This is a genomic window from Phyllobacterium sp. SB3 (assembly GCF_040009165.1).
Classification (GTDB): domain Bacteria; phylum Pseudomonadota; class Alphaproteobacteria; order Rhizobiales; family Rhizobiaceae; genus Phyllobacterium.
This window is the reverse complement of the sequence record NZ_JBDYKI010000002.1, coordinates 915,262-936,148: the sequence shown is the minus strand read 5'-3', so window position 1 is coordinate 936,148 and position 20,887 is coordinate 915,262. Positions and strand designations below refer to the sequence as shown.

The 20,887-nt window shown below is 56.2% G+C and carries 17 protein-coding genes and 1 pseudogene; 5 read left to right on the top strand and 13 right to left on the bottom strand.

The annotated features are described in order from the left end of the window. Positions 1–262: 262 nt before the first annotated feature. The 9 genes from ABKW30_RS10960 to ABKW30_RS10920 are packed head-to-tail and all read right to left on the bottom strand — an operon-like array spanning position 263 to position 12,568. The gene (locus ABKW30_RS10960; RefSeq protein ID WP_348598919.1) at positions 263–901 is read right to left on the bottom strand and encodes an SGNH/GDSL hydrolase family protein; all 639 of its coding nucleotides are present in this window, start codon (positions 899–901) and stop codon (positions 263–265) included. Beyond that, entirely contained in the window at positions 901–3,501 is a 2,601-nt protein-coding gene (gene acnA / locus ABKW30_RS10955) for an aconitate hydratase AcnA (protein WP_348598918.1), read from the bottom strand. Before acnA ends, ABKW30_RS10960 begins: the two co-directional genes overlap by 1 nt. A gap of 56 nt (positions 3,502–3,557) precedes the next feature. Then, positions 3,558–4,979 (bottom strand): M20 family metallopeptidase, encoded by a 1,422-nt coding sequence (locus tag ABKW30_RS10950; RefSeq protein ID WP_348598917.1) that lies wholly within the window; start codon positions 4,977–4,979, stop codon positions 3,558–3,560. A 15-nt stretch (positions 4,980–4,994) separates the two neighbouring features. After that, positions 4,995–6,590 carry a gamma-glutamyltransferase family protein gene (locus ABKW30_RS10945; protein ID WP_348598916.1) on the bottom strand — a complete coding sequence of 532 codons (1,596 nt, stop codon included), beginning with the start codon at positions 6,588–6,590 and terminating at the stop codon, positions 4,995–4,997. 50 nt (positions 6,591–6,640) lie between these two features. Further along, on the bottom strand, positions 6,641–8,299 hold the full coding sequence (locus tag ABKW30_RS10940; protein WP_348598915.1) for an ABC transporter ATP-binding protein: 1,659 nt from the start codon (positions 8,297–8,299) through the stop codon (positions 6,641–6,643). After that, the gene (locus ABKW30_RS10935) at positions 8,299–9,114 is read right to left on the bottom strand and encodes an ABC transporter permease (RefSeq protein WP_348598914.1); all 816 of its coding nucleotides are present in this window, start codon (positions 9,112–9,114) and stop codon (positions 8,299–8,301) included. The genes ABKW30_RS10940 and ABKW30_RS10935 overlap by 1 nt, the downstream gene beginning before the upstream one ends. Further along, positions 9,111–10,055 carry an ABC transporter permease gene (locus tag ABKW30_RS10930; protein WP_348598913.1) on the bottom strand — a complete coding sequence of 315 codons (945 nt, stop codon included), beginning with the start codon at positions 10,053–10,055 and terminating at the stop codon, positions 9,111–9,113. The genes ABKW30_RS10935 and ABKW30_RS10930 overlap by 4 nt, the downstream gene beginning before the upstream one ends. 41 nt (positions 10,056–10,096) lie before the next feature. Next, positions 10,097–11,647, bottom strand: a complete 1,551-nt coding sequence (locus tag ABKW30_RS10925; protein ID WP_348598912.1) for an ABC transporter substrate-binding protein — start codon at positions 11,645–11,647, stop codon at positions 10,097–10,099. A 42-nt stretch (positions 11,648–11,689) separates the two neighbouring features. Beyond that, entirely contained in the window at positions 11,690–12,568 is an 879-nt protein-coding gene (locus ABKW30_RS10920) for an alpha/beta hydrolase (protein WP_348599010.1), read from the bottom strand. 124 nt (positions 12,569–12,692) lie between these two features. Here ABKW30_RS10920 and ABKW30_RS10915 point away from each other — a divergent pair, with 124 nt between their 5' ends. Continuing rightward, positions 12,693–13,313, top strand: coding sequence for a GntR family transcriptional regulator (locus ABKW30_RS10915; RefSeq protein WP_348598911.1), 621 nt, complete (start codon positions 12,693–12,695; stop codon positions 13,311–13,313). 37 nt (positions 13,314–13,350) lie between these two features. On the opposite strand, the gene ABKW30_RS10910 is transcribed toward ABKW30_RS10915, so the two are convergent. Both ABKW30_RS10910 and ABKW30_RS10905 read right to left on the bottom strand, forming a co-directional pair. Further along, entirely contained in the window at positions 13,351–14,895 is a 1,545-nt protein-coding gene (locus ABKW30_RS10910; protein WP_348598910.1) for an ABC transporter substrate-binding protein, read from the bottom strand. A gap of 44 nt (positions 14,896–14,939) precedes the next feature. After that, on the bottom strand, positions 14,940–16,115 hold the full coding sequence (locus tag ABKW30_RS10905; protein WP_348599009.1) for a C45 family peptidase: 1,176 nt from the start codon (positions 16,113–16,115) through the stop codon (positions 14,940–14,942). Between the two features lie 102 nt (positions 16,116–16,217). On the opposite strand from ABKW30_RS10905, the gene ABKW30_RS10900 reads away from it, so the two are divergent. The 3 genes from ABKW30_RS10900 (at position 16,218) to ABKW30_RS10890 (ending at position 18,588) form a co-directional block, all read left to right on the top strand. Next, positions 16,218–17,087: a GntR family transcriptional regulator gene (locus tag ABKW30_RS10900; protein WP_348598909.1), complete on the top strand. Its 870-nt coding sequence runs from the start codon at positions 16,218–16,220 to the stop codon at positions 17,085–17,087. 95 nt (positions 17,088–17,182) lie between these two features. Continuing rightward, positions 17,183–18,256: an isocitrate/isopropylmalate dehydrogenase family protein gene (locus ABKW30_RS10895; protein WP_348598908.1), complete on the top strand. Its 1,074-nt coding sequence runs from the start codon at positions 17,183–17,185 to the stop codon at positions 18,254–18,256. Beyond that, positions 18,253–18,588, top strand: coding sequence for a hypothetical protein (locus ABKW30_RS10890; RefSeq protein ID WP_348598907.1), 336 nt, complete (start codon positions 18,253–18,255; stop codon positions 18,586–18,588). The genes ABKW30_RS10895 and ABKW30_RS10890 overlap by 4 nt, the downstream gene beginning before the upstream one ends. Before the next feature lie 169 nt (positions 18,589–18,757). On the opposite strand, the gene ABKW30_RS10885 is transcribed toward ABKW30_RS10890, so the two are convergent. Further along, entirely contained in the window at positions 18,758–18,997 is a 240-nt protein-coding gene (locus ABKW30_RS10885; RefSeq protein WP_348598906.1) for a hypothetical protein, read from the bottom strand. Between the two features lie 53 nt (positions 18,998–19,050). Here ABKW30_RS10885 and ABKW30_RS10880 point away from each other — a divergent pair. Next, positions 19,051–19,389: pseudogene (locus tag ABKW30_RS10880) on the top strand (efflux RND transporter permease subunit); the annotation flags it as partial. Between the two features lie 109 nt (positions 19,390–19,498). Here the strand turns inward: ABKW30_RS10880 and ABKW30_RS10875 are convergent. Further along, positions 19,499–20,275 carry an alpha/beta hydrolase gene (locus ABKW30_RS10875; RefSeq protein WP_348598905.1) on the bottom strand — a complete coding sequence of 259 codons (777 nt, stop codon included), beginning with the start codon at positions 20,273–20,275 and terminating at the stop codon, positions 19,499–19,501. Positions 20,276–20,887 lie beyond the last annotated feature (612 nt).

The window sequence follows — 20,887 nt, the reverse complement described above, 5'->3', positions numbered from 1 at the left end:
TGGTCGTCATAATTCTTCCAGGCCACTGAGAGCAATGTCGGGCGCATTTTTATGTCCCGGGTGCAATTTTAACGAGGTGGCAGCCAAACTGCGTTTATCCGATCGCATTATTGAGATAAGCAGACCTGCGCTTCTCTTACCACCCCAGGGCCGATCGCAAAGCCGAACAATTTAAAACGCCGCAGAACGAGCGCGTTGGCACCTGTAAATCCGAAGAGGTTGACGTTGCGCCGGAGATACAGATGCGCTGTCACAGTCTGAATTAACAATCGACAAGACCAGCTACGACCGGGATCAATGCTGTGCCTATCGCTTGTGTGTTAACGGCATCCAGGTGAACGCCATCAATAGGTGAAACAATCGCGCAACTATCCGAATCGAAGAATGTCGCGCTGCATTCTTTTGCAACCTGACGGTACAGTTTGGAAAGCCGCAGGGACTCGGCAATACTTCTGCCACCGGCCGGGCTGATATTTGCCGGCATGGCATTGGCAAAACGGGGCGGCGCGACAAGCAGTATCTGTGGCACGGTCTGGCCGGGTCCGAATGGACAGGTTTGGATAATATGCACAAGTTTACGCATTCCGGCTGCTGCGCCATCAGCATTTCCGCATATTTCCGGTTTCAGATCATTCGTGCCAAGCATGATGATGACGAGGTCCAGCGGAGCATGAGTTGCAAGCAGTATCGGCAGAATGTGGGAGCCATTGCGGTCAATGGTGGCATCAGCATCATCGAAACAGGTCGTCCTGCCCATCAGACCTTCACAAATCACACGAACGTTCGGAAGGCCGGCCTCAAGCACACTTGGCCAGCGATCCTGATAGGCATGCCGCGCACCGCGACTTGCCGGAATGGCGCCCCATGTCAGGCTGTCACCAAAGGCCAGAACCGTTTTCATCACTCTCCTCGGCGAGCCGTTGAAATGCGCTGCAGGACCGATGGAATGACGCCGCCGCTCCGGAGCAGATCTACTTCAAGATTTGTCTCTATCGCGGCCACCGCCCGAATCTCATCTGCGGCGCCCGATGCACGGCGTATCGTTACCGGAACGGGGCAGCGCGGACTTAAAACTCCTGCATCGATTTCTATCAGGTCATCGACCGACAGATTAAGCTCTTCAGGATGATTTTTCTCCGAGACAATCCTGAGCGGAAGAATGCCCATTCCGATCAGATTGGAGCGGTGGATGCGCTCGAAGCTGCGGGCAAGCACACAGGTGACACCAAGCAAGGCTGCACCCTTTGCTGCCCAATCCCGCGACGAGCCCATACCATAGCGTTCACCGGCAACAATAATAACCGGCATCTGTTCCGACTTGTACCGGCCGGCAGCCTGCCAGATCGGCAGACGATCCCCCGTTCCGGCATGGATCGTCAATCCCGCCTTCAAATCCGTATCAAGAAGATTGCGGATCGCATTATTGGTAAACAGCCCGCGCAGCATGACTTCCCAATTGCCACGGCGTGACGAAAATACGTTGAGATCGCCTGCCGTTGCACCCCGCTGTACAAGATAGGCTGCGGCATCGCTTTGGGGTGAAATTTGCCCTGCGGGGGAAATATGATCGGTCGTAATATCATCGCCCAGCACGATCAGCGGCTTGGCTATGTGACAGCAGCGCTCCTCATTGCGCGGGAATTTCGCGAATGGCGGGCGGCGGATATAGGTGGATTTTTCATCCCATTCGAAGAGTGATCCGGCCGGGGCGGAAAGCTCCTGCCAGATACTGCTGGCTTCTGCACGCTCATAGACCAGTTGATAATCATCGGCATTCTGAGCCTGTGTAAACACAGAATCGATCTCGCCATTGCCGGGCCATATATCTGCGAGCCTGACGTCTTTCCCGGAAGGCGTACGGGCAATCGGGTCCAGCATGATGTTGCGGTTTACATCGCCCGCGAGCGCAAATGCCACGACCATAGGCGGTGACGCCAGAAACGCCGAGCCGAGCTGCGCTTGGACACGGCCCGGGAAGTTTCTGTTGCCGGACAAGACGGCAACCGGCGAGATGTTCCTTGACGCCAGCGCCGCTGCCATCTCATCACTCAAGGGCCCGGAATTGCCGATACAGGTAGTGCAGCCAAAGCCGACAATACCAAAGCCGAGAGCTTCCAGATCTTTCAGCAGACCCGCGCGCGACAGATAATTTTCAGCAACCGGCGAACCGGGCGCCAGCGATGTTTTCACCCAGCCGGGAACCGACAGGCCCAGAGCGTGCGCCTTGCGCGCGACGAGGCCAGCGGCAATCAACAAGCGGGGATCGGTCGTATTGGTGCAACTGGTGATTGCCGCAAGTGCAACCGCGCCATGGTTTGGCACAGCACCGTTCGGCTGCCCGGTGCCGGCCGGGAGGTTCAACGCCCTGGCGGTATCGCCCGCATCGATCCGGTCCTGCGGGCGCCGGGGACCTGCGAGGCTGACTGCGATATGGTCAAGATCGATTTCGATGACATCGGTGTAGGTCGGACAGGCGTCAGGATTGAACCAGAGTTTCTGGCGTTTTGCATAATCCCCGACCAGCCTGATATGGGATTCCTGCCTGCCCGTTTCGGCCAGATAACGCAGCGTTTCCTGATCAATTGGAAAGAAGCCTGTATTGGCCCCGAACTCCGGCGTCATGTTGGCGATGACAGCACGATTGCCTGCCGTCAGCGTCGAAACCCCGGGGCCGAAAAACTCGACAAAACGGTCCGCCAGATCGACACGCCGCAAACGCTCGGTAATGTGCAAGGCAATATCCGTCGCAATCACACCGGCGCGCGCAGCACCTGTGAGTTTGACGCCGATCACGTCGGGAACGCGCATCATCACCGGAAAGCCGAACATGGTACTTTCGGCCTCCAGCCCGCCAACGCCCCAGGCCAGTACACCAATGCCGTTGATCATCGGTGTGTGGCTGTCGGTTCCGATCAGGCTGTCCGGCTGCGCAAACGGCATGGCTTGATCAGCCTTGATCTCGACCACTGTTGCCAGCCTTTCAAGGTTCAGCGTGTGCATGATACCTGTTCCGGGTGGATGCACCCGGAACCCCGGCATGACATTCGCTGCCCATTTCATGAAGCGGTAACGCTCTTCATTGCGCTCGAACTCACGTTCCATATTCCGGCGCAGGGCATCGGGAGTTCCGTAAACATCCACTGCAACGGAGTGATCCGTGGACACGTCAACGGGGATAACGGGTGTCAGCAGCGCCGGATCGAATCCAGCCTCCGCCAGAGCAGAGCGCATTGCCGCAATGTCGACAAGCGCCGGACCACAGGTGGTGTCGTGCATCAAAATGCGGCCGGGAAGAAAAGCGATTTCCTCTGTTGAGGTTCCAGCCTTCAGCCAATCCAAAATGGCGCGGCTTGCCCTTGCCGCATCATCTCCGCCGGTGCGCAGAACATTTTCAAGCAGTATGCGATGGATTACCGGAAGCCGCTCGAGCTCGGCCCCGGCAACCGCCGCAAGGCCGGTGATGCGGTAATCGACGCCACCGGAAGTGAGCACCGGCCTCACGCTGTCTCGCTTTCTGTCCGCATGAATTTACCGCAGGAACCCATGATCCCGCCCTTTCAATGCAGAGCGATGTTCAGGTCGAGCACCACATCCGGACCGATCGGATTGGCAAAATCATTCTCGCTGCGGTAAGCACCGTGCTCGGCTTTGGCCGAGTGGATCAGCGCCTCGTCTGCCAGGAGATCGACAGCAGTTGCAGCCATTATCTTTGCCGCATGGATCATGCCCTTATGGGCGGCGGGCGATTTACCCTGTGCAACGAGCTGCCACGAGTGTCCCGGCGTACCGACCGCATAACAGGCGACGCGACACTGGACTGTCGGGACGACCCAGCTGACAGTGCCCACATCTGTCGACCCGACAAAATCCTGCGATCCCGCACCCAGAGGATAGATATCCTCGCTTAACGACTCATCGGTCTTCGGCTTCAAGCCAAAGCGCCGGTATGATGCCACGATATCTTCGCGGCTCAGCGTTTCCTGTATCCTTGCGGCAAATGCCTTGTCCTCTTCGTCGAACCGGACCGGGCCGAGACGGCGCATCGCCGCATCCATTGCCGACTCGAGAGTTTCGTTTCCAACGAGATTGGCATCGCCGGCAAGCTGACGCTCGGTAACCTGCGTTTCCGTCATCATGGCCGCGCCATGAGCAACCTTGCGGACACGGTCCACCAGTGACCACATTTCAGAAAGTGTTGCCGCGCGTATAAGATGACGAACGACCGCACGGGCCTGCACGACGTTCGGTGCAACTCCTCCACCATCGATCAACGCATAATGCATCCTTGCGGTGGGCGGCATATGCTCGCGCAGATAATTGACGCCGACATTCATCAGCTCCACAGCGTCCAGAGCGCTACGGCCAAGATGCGGCGCTGCGGCGGCATGGGACGCACGTCCGGAAAAGACGAACTCCAATTCGACACAGGCCAGCGAAAATGGCTTGTTCACACCTGTGAATGGCGCCGGATGCCAGCAAATCGCTATGTCCACATCATCAAACACACCATTGCGTACCATAAAACCTTTGGCCGAACCGCCTTCTTCGGCGGGACAGGCGTAGTAGCGTACCGTGCCCTTGACATTGTTTTCCGAAAGCCATTCCTTGACAGCGGTGGCGGCCAGCAAGGACGCCGACCCCAGCATATTGTGACCGCAGCCATGACCGGACCCATTGGGCTCCAGCGGCACCTGAACCGCAGTTCCGGCCTTCTGACTGAGGCCAGGCAAGGCGTCGAACTCTCCGAGGATGGCGATAACGGGGCTACCTTCGCCTGCTTGCCCGCAAAGCGCTGTTGGAATATCGGCAACGCCCGCCTCGACACGAAATCCCTCGGTCTCGAGCACACGTCTGTGCGCCTGTGCAGCGCGCTTCTCCTGAAAGCTCAACTCCGGCGCATCCCAGACTTCGTCGCTCAAGGCAGTGAAGGTTGAGGTTCTGCCGTCGATGATATCCCATATGGCATCGGTATTTTTCATGTCATGTCCTTATGGTCAGTAGCCAAGGGCCATCCCGTCCTTGCGAGGGTCGGAAGCGCCAAGAAGGGTGTTTTGTTTCCAGTCGATCTGGATTGCCTGCGCGCCGCCAACAGGACGGGCAGCAGGAATGACTGCGTAGCCTCTCCGGGTCAGCTCCGGGCCTGCGAAGTCAAGAATGCCCTGCTCGCACTCGACTGTTGTTGTGCCGGGAAGCGGAAACAATCGCGGCAGGTCCATGGCGCTTTGTATGTCCATTCCATGGCTGAATACCTTGGACAGGAAGTGCGCGTGTCCCATTGCCTGATAGTGACCGCCCATGACACCGAAGGACATCATCGTTCGGCCATTTTCTGCAACCATGCCGGGGATGATCGTATGCATCGGCCTCTTCCCCGGCGCGATGGCATTTGCATGCCCGGCCTTGAGCGAGAAGCTTGATCCGCGATTATGAAACAACACGCCGGAGCGGCGGCTGACAATGCCGCTGCCATAGGCCCCGAAGATGGAATTGATCAGGCTGACTGCATTGCGGTCCTTGTCTACGACACTGATATAAACCGTGTCCTTGTGCTCCACGGCATCGAGAACCGGCAGCGGATCGATCACTTTCCCCATATCGATCCGGGCGGCAAGGCAATCTGCCAAAGTATCGGACAGGAGATAGCTGACAGGTACCGAACCATCCGCATTGTCTGCCAGAAACTGGTCGCGGGCTGCGTAGGCCAGCCGTGCCGCTTCAAGCTCGATATAGAGATTGTCGATATCCAGCGGCCCGCCTTTCGTCTTGAAACGGGACAGGATGTTCATGATCATCAGGGCGATGATGCCTTGGCCGTTCGGCGGGCACTCATAGACCCTGTGCCCATGAAATTCCGTGCTTACCGGCGTGACGTATTCGCCCTTGGCGGCAGCAAAATCCCCAAGCGTGTGAAGCCCGCCAAGGCTTTGCAGGCTCTCGGCCATATCCTGCGCAATTGCCCCGGTATAAAACGCATCGGGGCCATTCCTGCCAATCGCCTCCAGCGTATCGGCAAGCTCGGTCTGGCGGTGGATCGCACCGACAGGAAGCGGTTTTCCATCATCGAGAAAAATGCGCCGCGCCTGTACGTTTACCGATACATGGGCGGCATTGTTCATCAGGTCATAGGCAACACGCGGCGCAATTGCATAGCCTTCGCGTGCCATCCTGATTGCCGGACGAAGAATATCGCCCAGATCAAGGTTTCCATGACCGCTTACCAGCCGCGCCCATGCTTCCACTGCTCCGGGTATGGTGACCGCGTGCGGGGAACGAGCCGGAATTTTGCCGATGCCCATTGCCGCGAAAGTATCGAAACTGCTGGCGGCCGGTGTGCGGCCCGAACCATTATAGGCGACGATATCCGTCGATCCCTGCTGCGACAGCATGCAGAAACAATCACCGCCTATGCCGGTCGATCCGGCTTCGACCACGCCCTGAACTGCTGCCGCTGCAACGGCGGCATCGATGGCATTGCCTCCGCGCTGCAATGTTTCCACGGCGACCAGCGTGGCCGCAGGGTGAGACGTTGCTGCCATTCCCTGTGTGGCCACGGCGAGCGAACGTCCGGGTTTCTCGAAGTTTCTTGTCATCGCTATCTCTCTTGCTGGGGAAACGGCGGCAGGCCGTCCATCGAAGACTATCAGGCACCGGCAGCTAAAGATTGGTCAAATCTCCAGGCAAGCCGCGCGCCTCCTTGGGAAGTCGCTTCCAATGTCGGCACGGCAGAGAGGAGCTTTCTGGTATAGGGATGCTGCGGGGCATCGAAGATCGCATCGCGCAGGCCTTCCTCGACGACGAGCCCTTCATTCATCACGATCACCCGATCCGCCACCTGCTCGACAACGCCGAGATCATGGCTGATGAACAGGCAGGAGAAACCATGCCGCCGCTGAAGTTCGGCAAGAAGCTCCAGCACCTGCGCCCGCACTGTCACATCGAGCGCCGATACGGGTTCATCGGCAATGACGAATTTGGGCCTGCGGACAACAGCGCGCGCAATGGCCACACGCTGACGCTGACCGCCGGAAAGCTCGTGGGCATAACGCGTTGCAAACTCCGGACCCAGCCCGACCTCCTCAAGCACTTCCGTTACACGCTCGCGCCTTTGCGCGCGGCTCATATCCGTGACCAGCCTGAGCGGCTCGCCGAGAAGCTGCGCTATGGTCATGCGGGGATCAAGCGAGGAATAAGGGTCTTGAAACACCATCTGACAGTTGAGCCTGTAATCCCGATAGGCTTTCCCGCTTTTGTCTATCGACCTGTCTTCATAGCGGATTTCACCACTGGTTGCCTTGATCAACCCGGCAATAGCGTGACCGAGCGTCGTTTTCCCCGAACCTGATCCCCCTACCACGGCGACAACCTGATTTGGCGCAATGTCCAAACTAACGCCTTTGAGCGCTTTCTTCGATGATTCCTTGCGAAAGAAGCCTTGCCGACCGGCATAATCGACAACCAGATGGCGCACCGAAACGATTGGCGTCGCACCTTCGGTAAAGCTACGAACGGGGCCGCGATGGGGAGTGGCCGCGAGCAGTTTTTGCGTATAGGGATGCTCCGGGCGCGCCAGCAGCTCCCTGGTCGTCTTGCGTTCGACGACTTCACCCTTGCGCATGACTATGACACGGTCGGAATAGCGCGCGATCATGCCGAGATCGTGACTGATCATCAGCACCGCTGTATCGTTCTCGCGCGTCAGGCCAACCATAAGTTCAAGCACATCGCGCTGCACGACAGCATCAAGTGCGGTTGTCGGTTCATCGGCAATCAGCAATGCGGGCTTCAGCAGCATTACCGAGGCCAGCATGATCCTCTGCCGCATCCCACCGGAAAACTGATGCGGGTAGGATGTAAGCGCGCCTTCGGGATCGCTTATGCCAACGCGCTTCAACATGTCGAGGATCAGGCGCTTACGTTCCGCCGGGGCAAGATCGCGGTGCAAGGCCAGACCTTCCTCGAGCTGTTCGCCAATCAGCATTGACGGATTGAGCGATGTCATGGGTTCCTGAAACACCAGCCCGACACTTGCGCCCCGCAAGGCCCGCAGCCTTTGTTCCGAGGCAACAGTTATGTCTTCGCCCTCAAAACTTATCGTGCCTGAAACGCGTTCCACGGCGGTTGGCGTCAACCCGATAACGGCACGCGCCGCCAGGGTCTTGCCTGATCCGGACTCGCCAACGAGACCGACGATCTCGCCGGGGCGCACGCCGAAGCTGACCTTGTCGACAACGATCTGCGTCGTGTGCCGGATTCTCAGCGTCAGGTCGGTGACGGTGAGCAATGGTTGTTGTTCCGGCATCACAAACCTCTCATGCGTGGATCGAGACGGTCGCGGATCGCATCGCCAAGAAGGTTGATGCCAAGCAGCGTGATCGAAATGCACAATCCGGGGAAAATACCCAGCCACACCGCCTGCGCAATGTAGGGACGGCCGCTGGCGAGCATATTGCCCCATGTCGGTGCGGGCGGTGGCACGCCAAGCCCGAGGAATGACAGCGAGCTTTCCGCCAGCAAAACCCAGCCGAACATCGAGGTAGCCAATACGGTTAGCGGAGCGACACAATTCGGCATGATATGACGGAACATGGTGTAGGCTTCCGAATTGCCCATCACCCGCGATGCAGAAATGAACTCACGCTCGCGCAGAGACAGCACCGTGCCACGAACAATGCGTGCCACCGATGGGGTGTAGGCGAGGCCAAGCGCGACAATGATCCCGTATTTGTTGGCGCCGACGATAGCGAGCAGGCCCAGTGCCAGAAGAATGCCGGGGAAGGCCAGCAGGGCATCGTTGAACGACATCACAATCCGGTCGAACCAGCCGCGGATATATCCTGACAGAATTCCAATGACGGTTCCCGCGCTCACCGCAAAACTGACAGTCAGCAAGCTGATCCAGACACTTGTGCCTGCTGCCGTGACAAGCCGACTCAAAACATCGCGGCCGAATTCATCTGTTCCAAGCCAGTGCTCGGCCCCTGGTGCTGCAAGCTTGGCGCGAAAGCTCAGGGCAAGCGGATCATAAGGCGTCCAGACAAGACTGAGCGCTGCGGTCAGCAGCAGCAGGCCGATTATCAGACCGCCGATAATAGCGTTGGGAGCAAAGCGTTTCATTCGGCTGTCACCCTCGGATCAAAAATGGGATAGCAAAGGTCAACGAGCAGATTGACCATGACATAGGTGAACGCCACAAAGAGCAGGCAGCCCTGTATGACCGGATAATCGCGTGAAAACAGCGAATCCACCAGAAGGCGTCCCAGCCCCGGAATGGTGAAAACCGTTTCCACCACAGCTACGCCGCCGAGCAGATTGCCGAGAACCACACCGATCAATGTCCATGTCGGACCGAATGCGTTCTTGAAGGCGTGCCGCCGCAGGACCTGCCCTTCGGACAGGCCCTTTGCCCGGGCATGGGTGATATAATCGAGACGAAGTACTTCCAGAGTGGAAGCACGGGCCATGCGCAGGATCACACCCATCTCATGCAAAAAAAGCGTGAGCACAGGCATGAAGAGATAAATGATTCCCTCATTGAAACTGTCACGGAGCGAGACATAGCCGACAATGGGAAGCCATTGCAGTTTCAGGCCGAAAAACAGCAGGAACAACAGGCCGAGCCAGAATGTCGGGATCGACAGGAGCAATGTTGCGGTTCCGACGAGCACGACATCGACAGTGCTGTTCTGACGCCAGGCGGCAACGACACCGGCGGGAACAGCAATGAGGCAGGCGATGAACACTGCAACCAGAACCAGCTGCGCGCTGACCCAGAATCGTGAAAGGATCAGCGGCAGCACCGGTTCCTGAGTGGTGATGGATTGACCAAGATCGCCGTGAAGCAGATTGCCGAACCAGATGGCACATTGCACGACTATGCTCTGATCCAGGCCCAGCCGATGTTTGAGGTCGGCCAGGCTGGCCGGATCGGCCAGATCGCCCAGCATCAACGATGCCGGGTCACCCGGGATCAGCCGGATCAGGAAAAAAACTGACAGCGCGACGATCAACAGCGTCGGTATCGACATCAGTATTCGGGTCAGCGCAAAACGCAGCATATGATTATCTCCAAAAGCCGATAGCGAATTTGGTCGATCAACTAGTTCTGGACGCTGATTTCCCAAAGGCGCAGCTTCGACTGCCAGGGCGTGACACCCTGCAATTTCCTGGAAAAGGCCACACAGTCGTTTTCATTATGCGTAAATATAACCGGCACTTCCTCAAGCATACGCTTGTGCAACTGGTCGATGATCGGCTGGCGTTCCACCGGATCGCCGATAACTGCCAGCTTGTCGATCAAAACCTGATCCTGCGGAACATCCCATACCTTGCGCGGCTGCTTTTCCTTAGACCCGGCAATCTGCTCGAATGCCAAGGCCGGATCGAAGCGGGCTGAATAGGACATGGACTCAATCTGGTACTTGCCCGAATTATAGCGGTCGAGCTGGGCAGGCCATTCCATCACCTCGATCTGGGCGTTGATACCGGCAGCCTGCAGCATCGCCTGTGCAATCACGGCCACAGGATAGCTTGGAACGGTCGTACGCTTGTTGGCAATGATCGTAATGGGTTCGCCATTATAGCCCGCCTCTTTCAAAAGCCCGGAAGCCTTCTGCGAATCATAGGTGAAACCCTCTTTTTCCGCAGCACTGAAATAGCGCGAACCTGGATAGATGGGCGAGTTGTTCACGGTGCCAAGACCGCTCGTAACGGTTGCCACCAGTTCCTTGTAGTCAATCGCGGCAGCAATTGCCTGCCGCAGCTTGGCATTCTTGAGAAGCGGATCGCGGGTCTGGATAATAAGGCCGTGACGCACGGCATTCTGCAAGACCTTCACATCGAGGTTGGGCGAAGCCTGCAATTCCGCAACGTCGCTTTCCTGAATTTGTGCAATGTCGATATTGCCGCCGAGCAAACCGGTCTTTGCTGTCGCAGAGTCCGGAACGATGATGAAATTCAACTGCTTTACCAGCGGCCGTTTCGAGCCGAGATATCCATCGCGTCTGTCACCGGGAGGCGATTTGTAGTCCTCGAAGGCGGAGAGCCTGATCGATTGCCCGCGCTTCCATTCATCCAGCTTGAACGGACCTGTGCCAATCGGCTTGTTCCATGAACCGTCGGCATTGACGGAATCCTTGTGAAGAATACCGGCCATGGCACAATCCGTGCGGGCGAGCGTGTCGAGAAACAGCACGCTCGGCCGGTTCAGCTTCATGACAAAGGTTTGCGGGTCCGGAGCCGCTACGGATTCGATCTTCAGGCCATTGGTTCCATCGACATCCGACAGACAGCGCCATTCGGTTTTAGGATCGAGATAGCGGTTCCAGCTCCAAAGAACATCGGCGGATGTGAGATCTGCGCCATTGTGAAACTTGATGCCCTGTCGCAGTGTGAACGTGTAGGTCAGGCCATCGCCCGATATTTCGTATTTCTCTGCGAGAAGCGGACCGACTGTCGTGTCCTCTGCATATCCGACAAGCCCTTCAATGACATGCATGACAACCGCATCGGTGGTGTCTTCACGGTTTACTCCGGGATTCGTGCTGCGGATATCCGCAGGAATCGAAGCAGTAATGGTCTGGGCAAAGACGGGGCCCGCTACAGGCAATGAAAGAGCGGCCAAGGCCACAAGTGAATAGACTATGCGCATTCTTCTGTTCCCTTTGATTATTATAATTGGGTATGCCGCGTATCATTCCTTCTGGGGGATTGATGAGCGATATCGTGCGAGTGCCATCGCGAAAAAGTCCTCTGCAACCGGCACTGCCTGCGGGCCGTCATGCGCCATGTTGGGGACCAGATCGAAGCGCACCCCGATGCCGGCTGCCTCAAACGAATCCCGCAGACTCGCGAGACGTTCCGGCCGGGTTTTGCCCGCACGATTTGCATCCGGCATCCAATAGCGGCCACCCGGCTTGTGGGTGATTTCCCATGTCTCGAGATCAGCAGCGCCGACGACCATCTGCACAGCGACTTTCGACAAGGCTTCGATATCGACCTGCTTGCCGAAAAGCTTTGCAAAATCGCGCGTGCCCACCCACCAATCGCGCGTCGGGTCGAGCAAGGTTACCGATCCCGGCGCGCCGATACTCGCAGCCCAGAGGCGATCGGGGTGGAGCAGCAGGAACCGGTGGGTAAAATGACCACCTCCCGAATATCCGAACATGGCGAAACGGTCGATCTTCAGACGGTAATAGTCTTTCACCTCGTCAACGATCGCGATGAGCAGCTCGTCATACCGCAGGTCGTTCTCGATGATATATTTGAACCCGCTGGCATTGCGGTCTCCTTCGACGCCGACGGGAAAGAGCGGCGCAAGTATTATGCAATTGTTCCAGCGCCCGAACGCGGCAAAGGCATCACGGTAGGTTATGAATGAACGCCCTGTCCCATGCATTGCAACAACAAGCTGCGTCTGTTCGTCCGTCTTTCCGAGACCGGGCGGAACGTAAAGGCAATAGCTGAAGCGGGGATCGTGACGGCTTGCAAATATCGTCGTGCTGCCGGTGTCATAAAGGCTCGGATCAGTTGCCGGGATGCTTGAAGCATCGGCCTTCCTTTCATCTGTCAGAGCCACCGAAATCTCCCCTTTGTGATTTACGCCACAATTGGCGCCAATAATGTGGCATAAAATTTTCGACTGTGCAATGATGAAATCTGCCCTCTGAAAATTCAGGAATCTGGTAAATAGCGGTATGAAGAGAATCACCCGACTTAAGCGCGCGCTTGCCAACGAGATTGCAGATGCGATCCATCTGGGTGAGTTTCGTGCCGGCGAATGGCTCCGCCAAATCGACCTTGAGCAAAAATTCAAGGCCACCCGTTTCGATGTCCGGGCGGCGCTTGAAGAACTGGTTATCCGCAAAACTATCCAGCACATTCCGAATCGCGGTTATCAAGTCTCCATACTGGACGACGAGACGATGATCTCCGTTCAGGAAACACGTGTGATCCTTGAAAGTGCAGCAGCGGGCAAAGTTGCGACGAACACTGATGCGGACGCACTCAGGCGGCTTGAGGCGCTCGCTCAACAATTCACACAAGCGGTAAAAAGCGGGACGGCGGTCGATCACAGCAGCACCAATCGTGAGTTTCATCGGCTTTTCTACAGTCTTTGCGGCAACCCGGTTCTCGAAGAAACGATCTGGTCGCTGCGGGATCGCTCGCGCGCCTCGCCCCTGACCACATGGCAGTCCTATAACGAGCTTAATCAGGCCAATGAGGATCACTACGAAATGCTTGATGCAATCAGGCACAAGGATGCGCAGCGCCTGAGCGATATCGTCACCGCCCACATCATCCGCAATAAAAATTAGCCGGAGCATCTTTCGACGCTCCGGCACAACGCTCATCCTATTTCTTTAACTGCACACCCCAGGCACGAGGCTGACCAAGAGCCCAGCCCTTGTAGCCGGCAACATTCGGACGCACGCCGCTTGTCCGCACGCCGGAATAGGTGACGACCATTGGGACGTCCTCCCTAAACAGCTTCTCGATCTGGTCAAGCAGCGCCTGACGTTCCCTGGGATCGGAAACCACCATACTCTTGTCCAGAAGCTCAAGCGCCTGCCTGTTTTCCCAAACCTTGCGGGGTTCATCCGCCTTCACGCCCGAGAACATGTCGAATGACAGTGATGGATCAAGCCTCGCCGAAAAGCTGTGCGACATGATCTGATAATCACCGGACAGATAGCGGTCATTTTGAGCACCCCAATCCACCACCTCAAGCTCTATATTGAAACCCGCTTCGGCAGCCATGGCCTGCGCGGCGATTGCGCTGTTGAACATTGGCGGGTAGCGCTTGTTGGTCAGCATTTTTATCGGCTGTCCGTTATAGCCCGCTTCCGCCAGCAGCTTCTTCGCTGTTTCCACGTCACGCTGAACCACCTCCTGCTGTACGGGTCCATAGAAACTGCTTGCCTTGGGAATAGGCGAATTGCTTGGTGTCGCCTGCCCGTCCGTTACTGCATTTACAAGCTCTGGCATATCGAGCGAGAGCAGGAATGCCTTGCGGATGCGCACATCCTTCAGCACCGGGTCATTTGTCTGGAAAAGAAACTCCCCGATATTCATGATCGGTGTCGTATCGAGAATGATATCCTTATGGGAGTTGTATTCCGGCAGATCGGAATTCTCGACATCATAATTGATATCAAGATCGCCTGCGATCAGGGCCGCCTTGGCCGTGGATTCGTCAGGAATAATAACGAAGCGGGCTTTGTCGACCTCAACCGACTTGTTGCCGGTCATACCATCCGGCTTGCCAGGCAAAGCCGTGTAGTTTTCGTTTTTGACAAGCTCGATATATTGATTGCGCTTCCACTCACCCAGCTTGAATGGAGCTGTAGTAACAGGCTCGTTCCATTGCCCGTCCGCGCCGATTGAACTGCGGTGGAATATGCCTGTTCCGCCGCAATCGGGGCGAGCCAGCGTGGTCAGGAACAATGCGGATGGCTTTTCCAGGGTAAAGACAACGGTCTTGTCGTCCTTTGCCGAAACATCGGTGACCTTGACGACGCCGCGTCCATCCACCTCGGGCAGACAACGCCAGCCGACCGCAGGATCGGTGTAGCGCTTCCAGGAAAACAGCACGTCTTCGGTGGTCATGGGTTCACCGTTGCTGAATTTCAGCCCGTCCCGCAGCACGAATGTATAGGTCTTGCCATCGGGCGATACATCGACCGATTTTGCAAGAAGCGGCCCGATGCTTGCATCTTCCTTGTATGCCACCAGCCCTTCGAACAAATGGCTTTGCACAATGTCGGTATTTGCATCCCGGTTGACACCGGGGTCGAGCGAGCGGATGTCGGTATTCAGCCGGATTCGCAATATGTCTTCTGCCATCGCCGAAGCGGTACTCAAGCTCAGGGCCAGAGCAATCATTGAGATCAATTTCATGCGGAGTCTCCCATTTTGCGTTGATGTGCGGCTCGCTGGCCGCATCAGGCTGCCGATGAAGCAGCCGGTCCCCTTGTTGTTTTTGCCGAATTGGGTTTGACGATAGCCATGTCGAGAGAGTAGCTCGTGAAGTGCCGGTTCAATGCCGGCAGCATGGCCACTTCCATGATGCCGCGTTCCGGTTCCATCACGATCATGGCAACCGTGGCGGACTGGTTATTGCTGTTTGCAGACAGGGATTCGCGCGGTGGCCTGCACACGGCGAAAGGTGTTTCAAAATCATCGAACAGCGCGGCTTTCACGTGGTTCGTCGTCAGGCTGCCGATATGGGGCCGCAAAAGATCGCGGACGCGAATATCGCGATAGAGCGAGTCCGGCATATTGGCGATGCCGCGATCTTCCAGCTTGGTCAGCGCGACGGAACTCTGAAAATGATTGGCGTGAACGATGACGCCGTTTTCCGGAAAAATCTGGAATGTCTCGTCCGGAACGCATTCGAAGTTGATCGCAACGCCATTTGCATGGCCGACGATAATATTGTTGGAAGCCGATTTCGGCGTCGCATAAACGCAACGCATGGCCAGCGCGAGCTGGGTCTGCTCGAGCACCTTGCGCCGGATCAGCGCGAGAGGAACGCCGAGCTTCCGGTAGTCCCGTTCACATTCAAGATAGTTGCCGGTGATGGAAATCCCGACCGAATTGAAGCCGAACCGTGCCAGAACACCGGCTTCCGTGAAAGTAAGGATATCAGGCCCGTCATCGGAGCGGACACGCAGCACAACCGCGGTTTCGGTGCACTCGACTTTCCAGTCCCAGTTCTGAGCATGGATCAACCTGCCTGACGCGGTTGCTTCGGGAAGCGCAACAAGTCCCGTGCAGCCATCCGGGTCCTCCGGCATGGGCTCGCCCTTTTCGCGGCGCTGCGCAAGCTTCAGGAGTTCGGTTCGCGCATTCAGCAGAACCACGGCCGCATATTCGACGCCCGCCCCTTCGGCAATACCGTGCATCTCCTCGATGTAGGACGCATCGAACAAAGCAATAGTCGGCTCAAACCGTTTCGTGATGTCGCGAATGTCGTCCCAGCCAAGCTTGCGGGCCTCGAGCTGAGATGAATAATGTTCAATGCCGCGCTTGATGCGATCGGCAGCTTGCTGGCCATATTGCCGTCCGCGTTCACGCGGCGTTCCGGACACGTCGATTAAGGGGAAATTTGTCGCTATGCTCATGTCGGATCTTCCTTGGCAAAAGGCATAATGAATGCTTGATCGATTTAGACCTTACATAAATGTTTTTTATGTTACAATATACAAAATGGTGAAGCTATGACCAACGCGACAACGCCACTGCAAGAGGGACTGATTGGCCGTATCTATGATCTCATCCATATTGATGGGCTCAGCCCCGGTGCGCGCCTGAACGAGAAGCAGCTGGCCGAACAGCTTAATGTCTCACGCTCGCCCATCCGTGCCGCTCTCGACATCATGGCGGGTCGTGGACTGGTGGTGCGCCGCCCGCAGCGTGGGGTAGAGCTGATCGCACTTCCGCCAAAGAGCGCCCCCGAAGCCCAACAGGACTCGTCTGCAAATGATCTGCTGGTGAAGATTGCCCGGGATCGCGTTCAGGGTGATCTTGGCGATGAGTTTTCCGAAACCGAGCTCATGCAGCGCTATGAAGTGGCGCGCAATGTTGTGCGTCAGGCGCTTGGCATGCTCGCAGACCTCGATATGGCCCAGCGTAAACCAGGTTACGGCTGGAAGTTCCTGACCGTATGGAACAAGGAAATCCGACGGGACAGCTATCGCTTCCGCATGGTCATTGAGCCTGCGGCAATATTGGAGCCGGCATTCACGCTGAACCGGGAATGGGCCCGCATGACAAGACGACAGCACGAGGCCAGCCTGACTACGCCATGGAACGAGGCATCCAGCGTCAGCTTCTTCGAGATGAATGCGTCGTTCCACGAAGGCATAGCTGCCGCTTCCGGCAATCGCTTTTTCCTTGAATCAATCAAGCGTCAAAACCGCCTGCGGCGCCTTGCCAACTACAATTGGCGCCACGGCTTCGAGCGTGTCCGCGAGAATTTCGCCGAGCACATGGCGGTTCTTGACCAGCTTGAGGTCGGAGATTTCGAAATGGCTGCTCTCCTTATGCGACGTCACTTGCAGCTTGCAAGCAACATACCTTCACAATAGTGTATTTTATTGACTGAAGGACATTATGCTGCATTATGCAGTGGCGGTTGGGTCAACCAATCAGTTGCGGCCATATAGGATTCACCTCATCCAACATGAAAATACTTGCTCTTCCCGGTGACGGCATTGGTCCGGAGATAACCGATGCAACACTAGCCGTTCTTGACGCCGTAGATCAGCGGCTTGCGCTTGGATTGCAGATCGAGCGCCGTGCTATCGGACTTGCTGCACTTGGGGAGCATGGCACGACGCTTCCCGGCGAAGTTATGTCGCGCATACCCGAAGTGGACGGCGTTATTCTGGGGCCGGTCTCGCATTATGATTATCCATCGCGTGAAAAGGGCGGGATCAATCCATCCGGCGAGCTTCGGGTGAAGTTCGGACTCTATGCCAATATCAGACCATGCCTCTCCCGTGAGGACTTGAGCATCCTGCGCAAGCCGATGGATCTGGTCATTGTACGGGAAAACACCGAAGGATTTTATTCGGATCGCAACATGTTTGCCGGAACAGGCGAGTTCATGCCCGACCCCGACATGGCTTTCTCCATCCGCAAGATAACGGCCAAGGCGTCGCGGCGGGTGGCCCGCACCGCTTTCGGGATTGCCCGGAGCCGCAGAAAGAAAGTGACGGGAGTACACAAGGCAAATGTCGTCAAACTTTCCGACGGGCTGTTCCTGCGCGAGGTACGCGCTGTCGCCGCTGACTATCCTGATGTCATTTTGGATGAACTGATCGTAGACGCAGCTGCAGCCCAACTTATCCGTAATCCGGACAGGTTCGACGTAATTGTCACGACCAATATGTTTGGCGATATTCTTTCCGATGAAGCCTCGGAGCTTTGTGGCAGTCTTGGCCTGGGTGGTTCAATCAATGCCGGCGATGATATTTGCGTTGCACAGGCCCAACATGGCTCAGCGCCAGATATTCAGGGCAAAGGCATTGCCAATCCCACATCGCTTGTTCTGTCAGCTGCAATGTTGCTCGATTGGCATGGCAGGCGCTGCAATGACAGCCTGCTGCTGACCGCGGCGGCGCTTGTCGAACACGCGGTCGACAAGGTTTTGTCCAACCCTTTCACCCGGACAGCTGATCTTGGCGGTACTTTGGGAACGTCTGAGTTTTCCGGACAGTTAATCAACGTTATTCAATCAGCGGCCATCGAATGACAATACCGGAAACAGACAGCTCAAAGCGGCATCCGCGTATCTTGGTTCCGGCAGAAATCCCTGCTTACGAGCGTGGTGGTGGCGCACGCACGACCCCACTTGTGACAAGGAATATTGGCGCAACCGGCTTCATCAATGGCATAACAATCTTCTCGCCTGGCGCTTCAATTCCTGTTCACACCCACAATTGCGACGAAAGTGTCGTCATCCTGCAAGGCCTTGCAATAGCTGAAATAGATGGCGTCTCGTATAATCTTGATGAGGGAACAGCGACATTCATTCAGCCGGAATTGCACATCGTTTTCTCAATGGCTCACAGACGGAAGAGTTGAAGATTCTTTGGATTTATGCCTCGATCGACGCAATCCGTACTATAGTCGAAACGGGCAATACGCACTCCATAGCCGACGAACAATACGACAATCCGTCGATGTAGAGCCAGCTCTGCCGTTACACCTCCACCATCACGTTACGCAATTTGAGCGTAGCATCGATACCCACTTACCAGCTGGCTGGAGTATGACGAGTCCAAGTCCAGTTCCGCCGTTTCGGGATTGCAGCCGGATTCTGGACGACCCAAGGACGGAACATAATGTCCATCGACGAGCTGGAGCGCGAAATGATCTGCAAGCCAAGCCACGCGGTTGCCGCGCCAAGGTTCACATTGCCGCGATACGACTTGATGAACTTTCGGATGTTAACGGAGGCTTGTGTGAAACCGATAATGCCAATCTCTTTCATGACCCCCTCGTTTAAATAGTGATCAACGTCTCCATTCCGGCACATCAATGCCGCCGGGGGGCATCAACTGCACCATCCCCTATGACACCAGGCCATTCGTTGTGGCCTCGGTCGAAAAGGTTGTCCACACGCTGATCCCAACAATCGTGCTGCCGATCACGCTGCTCGGTACCTGCGCTGTAATGATGACGACGGGCTTCTTCATCAACGTGCTTACCATGTTCGTGATGGTGCTTGCGATCGGCATTCTCATCGACGATGGCACCGTCGTTGTCGAGAACGTCGAGCGCATCATGGCGGATGAAGGCCTGTCGCCCAAGGCGGCGACGATCAAGGCCATGAGCCGGATCACCGGAGCCATCGTCGGCATCACACCGGTCCTGTCCTGCGTTGTTCATCCTGATGGCTTTCCTCCAGCTAAAGACCAACTCATGATAAATAAGCCCGATGAGCGTGCCTTGAATGCCGTTCCACATACCACAAGGGCTGATTTGGATTTGTTTAGAGGCCACACGCATCAAGAACTAACCGCGTGATTTCGTCGGGACGGGATATGAGCGATAAGTGGGAAGCAGACACTTCTATTGTCCTGGCGCCCATGCGCTTGGCCATGAATCGCTGCAAATCAGGGTCGATGGTCCGGTCCATCGTCGAGACTGCATAATAGCTGGGTTTTGTGTGCCATGCTGCCTGCGATACGTTTCCGCCAAGCAAGGACTTTTGGAAGGGTTGTTGTACTGCGTACAGCAACCTTGCCCGAGCTTGTGGCAGATCACCGGCAAAATCACGCAAAAATGCAGCTTCACTGAGCCATCCCTCTTCACCGTCAAACATAATTCCTGCTGAGGCAGGCGGCGTAGAGTATTCTTTAGCCAGAACAGCATAGTCCTCATTGGCGTCAGGTGCGCGTGCCGCAACATAAACGAGGGAAGAAACATTTGGACGTGTACCCGCTTCAGTCACGATCATACCGCCGAAAGAATGCCCCACCAACACCGTTGGTCCGTCCTGCCGAGCCAGGACCCGTTGAGCAGACACAACCGCTTCTGGCAGGGTGGTCAAAGGATTCTGGACAGATGTTGTATTCAACCCCTGTGACTGCAGGCGGGTGATCACATCCGACCAACAGGAACCATCTGCAAACAATCCATGTACGAATACAATATTTCGGACTCCAAGCTTTTCGGATTTAGCCGTGGCGGCAATGCCACGCGAGGTGACAAGCGAGGCAGCAGCGCCTGCAACAAGGGACTTTGAGAAGGTCCGGCGAGTAATCATATTTTCTCCGTTCTGGTAATTTGATGCTATCAACAGGCCAGTTCGGCCGTTCACTCATAACGGTTACACAGTCACGGCAACGTGATCATCACAGGAAAAATCACGCGAACAACCGCGGGGCGTTCGACTCGCGCAAAGGTAAGGATTTCGTTACTGGCGAGTAAATTTGGTGGCATCGCTGAACTGGTTATGGATGTATTGAAGAATTGTTCCTCGTCGCACGTCGTAGCGAATTGGATCAACGTCCTGCTTAAAGAAAAGCAGAAAGAACAACTTCTCATTGATTGGTTTGGATTTGCTGGTCTTTACTACGAATTCGGCGCTTGTCGGCCCACCAAGTCGGATTAACTTGAATTTGCGTCTCAGTTTGCCGCACTCGTATAACGCCCTTACCAAATAAGTTTTCACTGTTTTAGCTTACGAAAGCCACAGTCATGAAACGCACGGCCGACCGCCTGCTAGGCGAGAATTACAGTTGGTCCGGGCTCGGTGCCGGTTGCAACCAGATGGTCATTGCTGCCGGTGGAATGTTCGTGTGGGTCTTGAGGATTCACTCTGAATCGAGCCGAAAAAGTTCGCCGGGAGCAACGATGGACAAGTCGCCAAGGTACA

Excerpts from the sequence above, each read along its gene's own strand:
- ABKW30_RS10960 (WP_348598919.1), bottom strand. The coding sequence starts at position 901 with ATGAAAACGGTTCTGGCCTTTGGTGACAGCCTGACATGGGGCGCCATT.
- ABKW30_RS10950 (WP_348598917.1), bottom strand. The coding sequence starts at position 4,979 with ATGAAAAATACCGATGCCATATGGGATATCATCGACGGCAGAACCTCA.
- ABKW30_RS10945 (WP_348598916.1), bottom strand. The coding sequence starts at position 6,590 with ATGACAAGAAACTTCGAGAAACCCGGACGTTCGCTCGCCGTGGCCACA.
- ABKW30_RS10940 (WP_348598915.1), bottom strand. The coding sequence starts at position 8,299 with ATGCCGGAACAACAACCATTGCTCACCGTCACCGACCTGACGCTGAGA.
- ABKW30_RS10935 (WP_348598914.1), bottom strand. The coding sequence starts at position 9,114 with ATGAAACGCTTTGCTCCCAACGCTATTATCGGCGGTCTGATAATCGGC.
- ABKW30_RS10930 (WP_348598913.1), bottom strand. The coding sequence starts at position 10,055 with ATGCTGCGTTTTGCGCTGACCCGAATACTGATGTCGATACCGACGCTG.
- ABKW30_RS10925 (WP_348598912.1), bottom strand. The coding sequence starts at position 11,647 with ATGCGCATAGTCTATTCACTTGTGGCCTTGGCCGCTCTTTCATTGCCT.
- ABKW30_RS10915 (WP_348598911.1), top strand. The coding sequence starts at position 12,693 with ATGAAGAGAATCACCCGACTTAAGCGCGCGCTTGCCAACGAGATTGCA.
- ABKW30_RS10910 (WP_348598910.1), bottom strand. The coding sequence starts at position 14,895 with ATGAAATTGATCTCAATGATTGCTCTGGCCCTGAGCTTGAGTACCGCT.
- ABKW30_RS10900 (WP_348598909.1), top strand. The coding sequence starts at position 16,218 with ATGACCAACGCGACAACGCCACTGCAAGAGGGACTGATTGGCCGTATC.
- ABKW30_RS10895 (WP_348598908.1), top strand. The coding sequence starts at position 17,183 with ATGAAAATACTTGCTCTTCCCGGTGACGGCATTGGTCCGGAGATAACC.
- ABKW30_RS10890 (WP_348598907.1), top strand. The coding sequence starts at position 18,253 with ATGACAATACCGGAAACAGACAGCTCAAAGCGGCATCCGCGTATCTTG.
- ABKW30_RS10885 (WP_348598906.1), bottom strand. The coding sequence starts at position 18,997 with ATGAAAGAGATTGGCATTATCGGTTTCACACAAGCCTCCGTTAACATC.
- ABKW30_RS10875 (WP_348598905.1), bottom strand. The coding sequence starts at position 20,275 with ATGATTACTCGCCGGACCTTCTCAAAGTCCCTTGTTGCAGGCGCTGCT.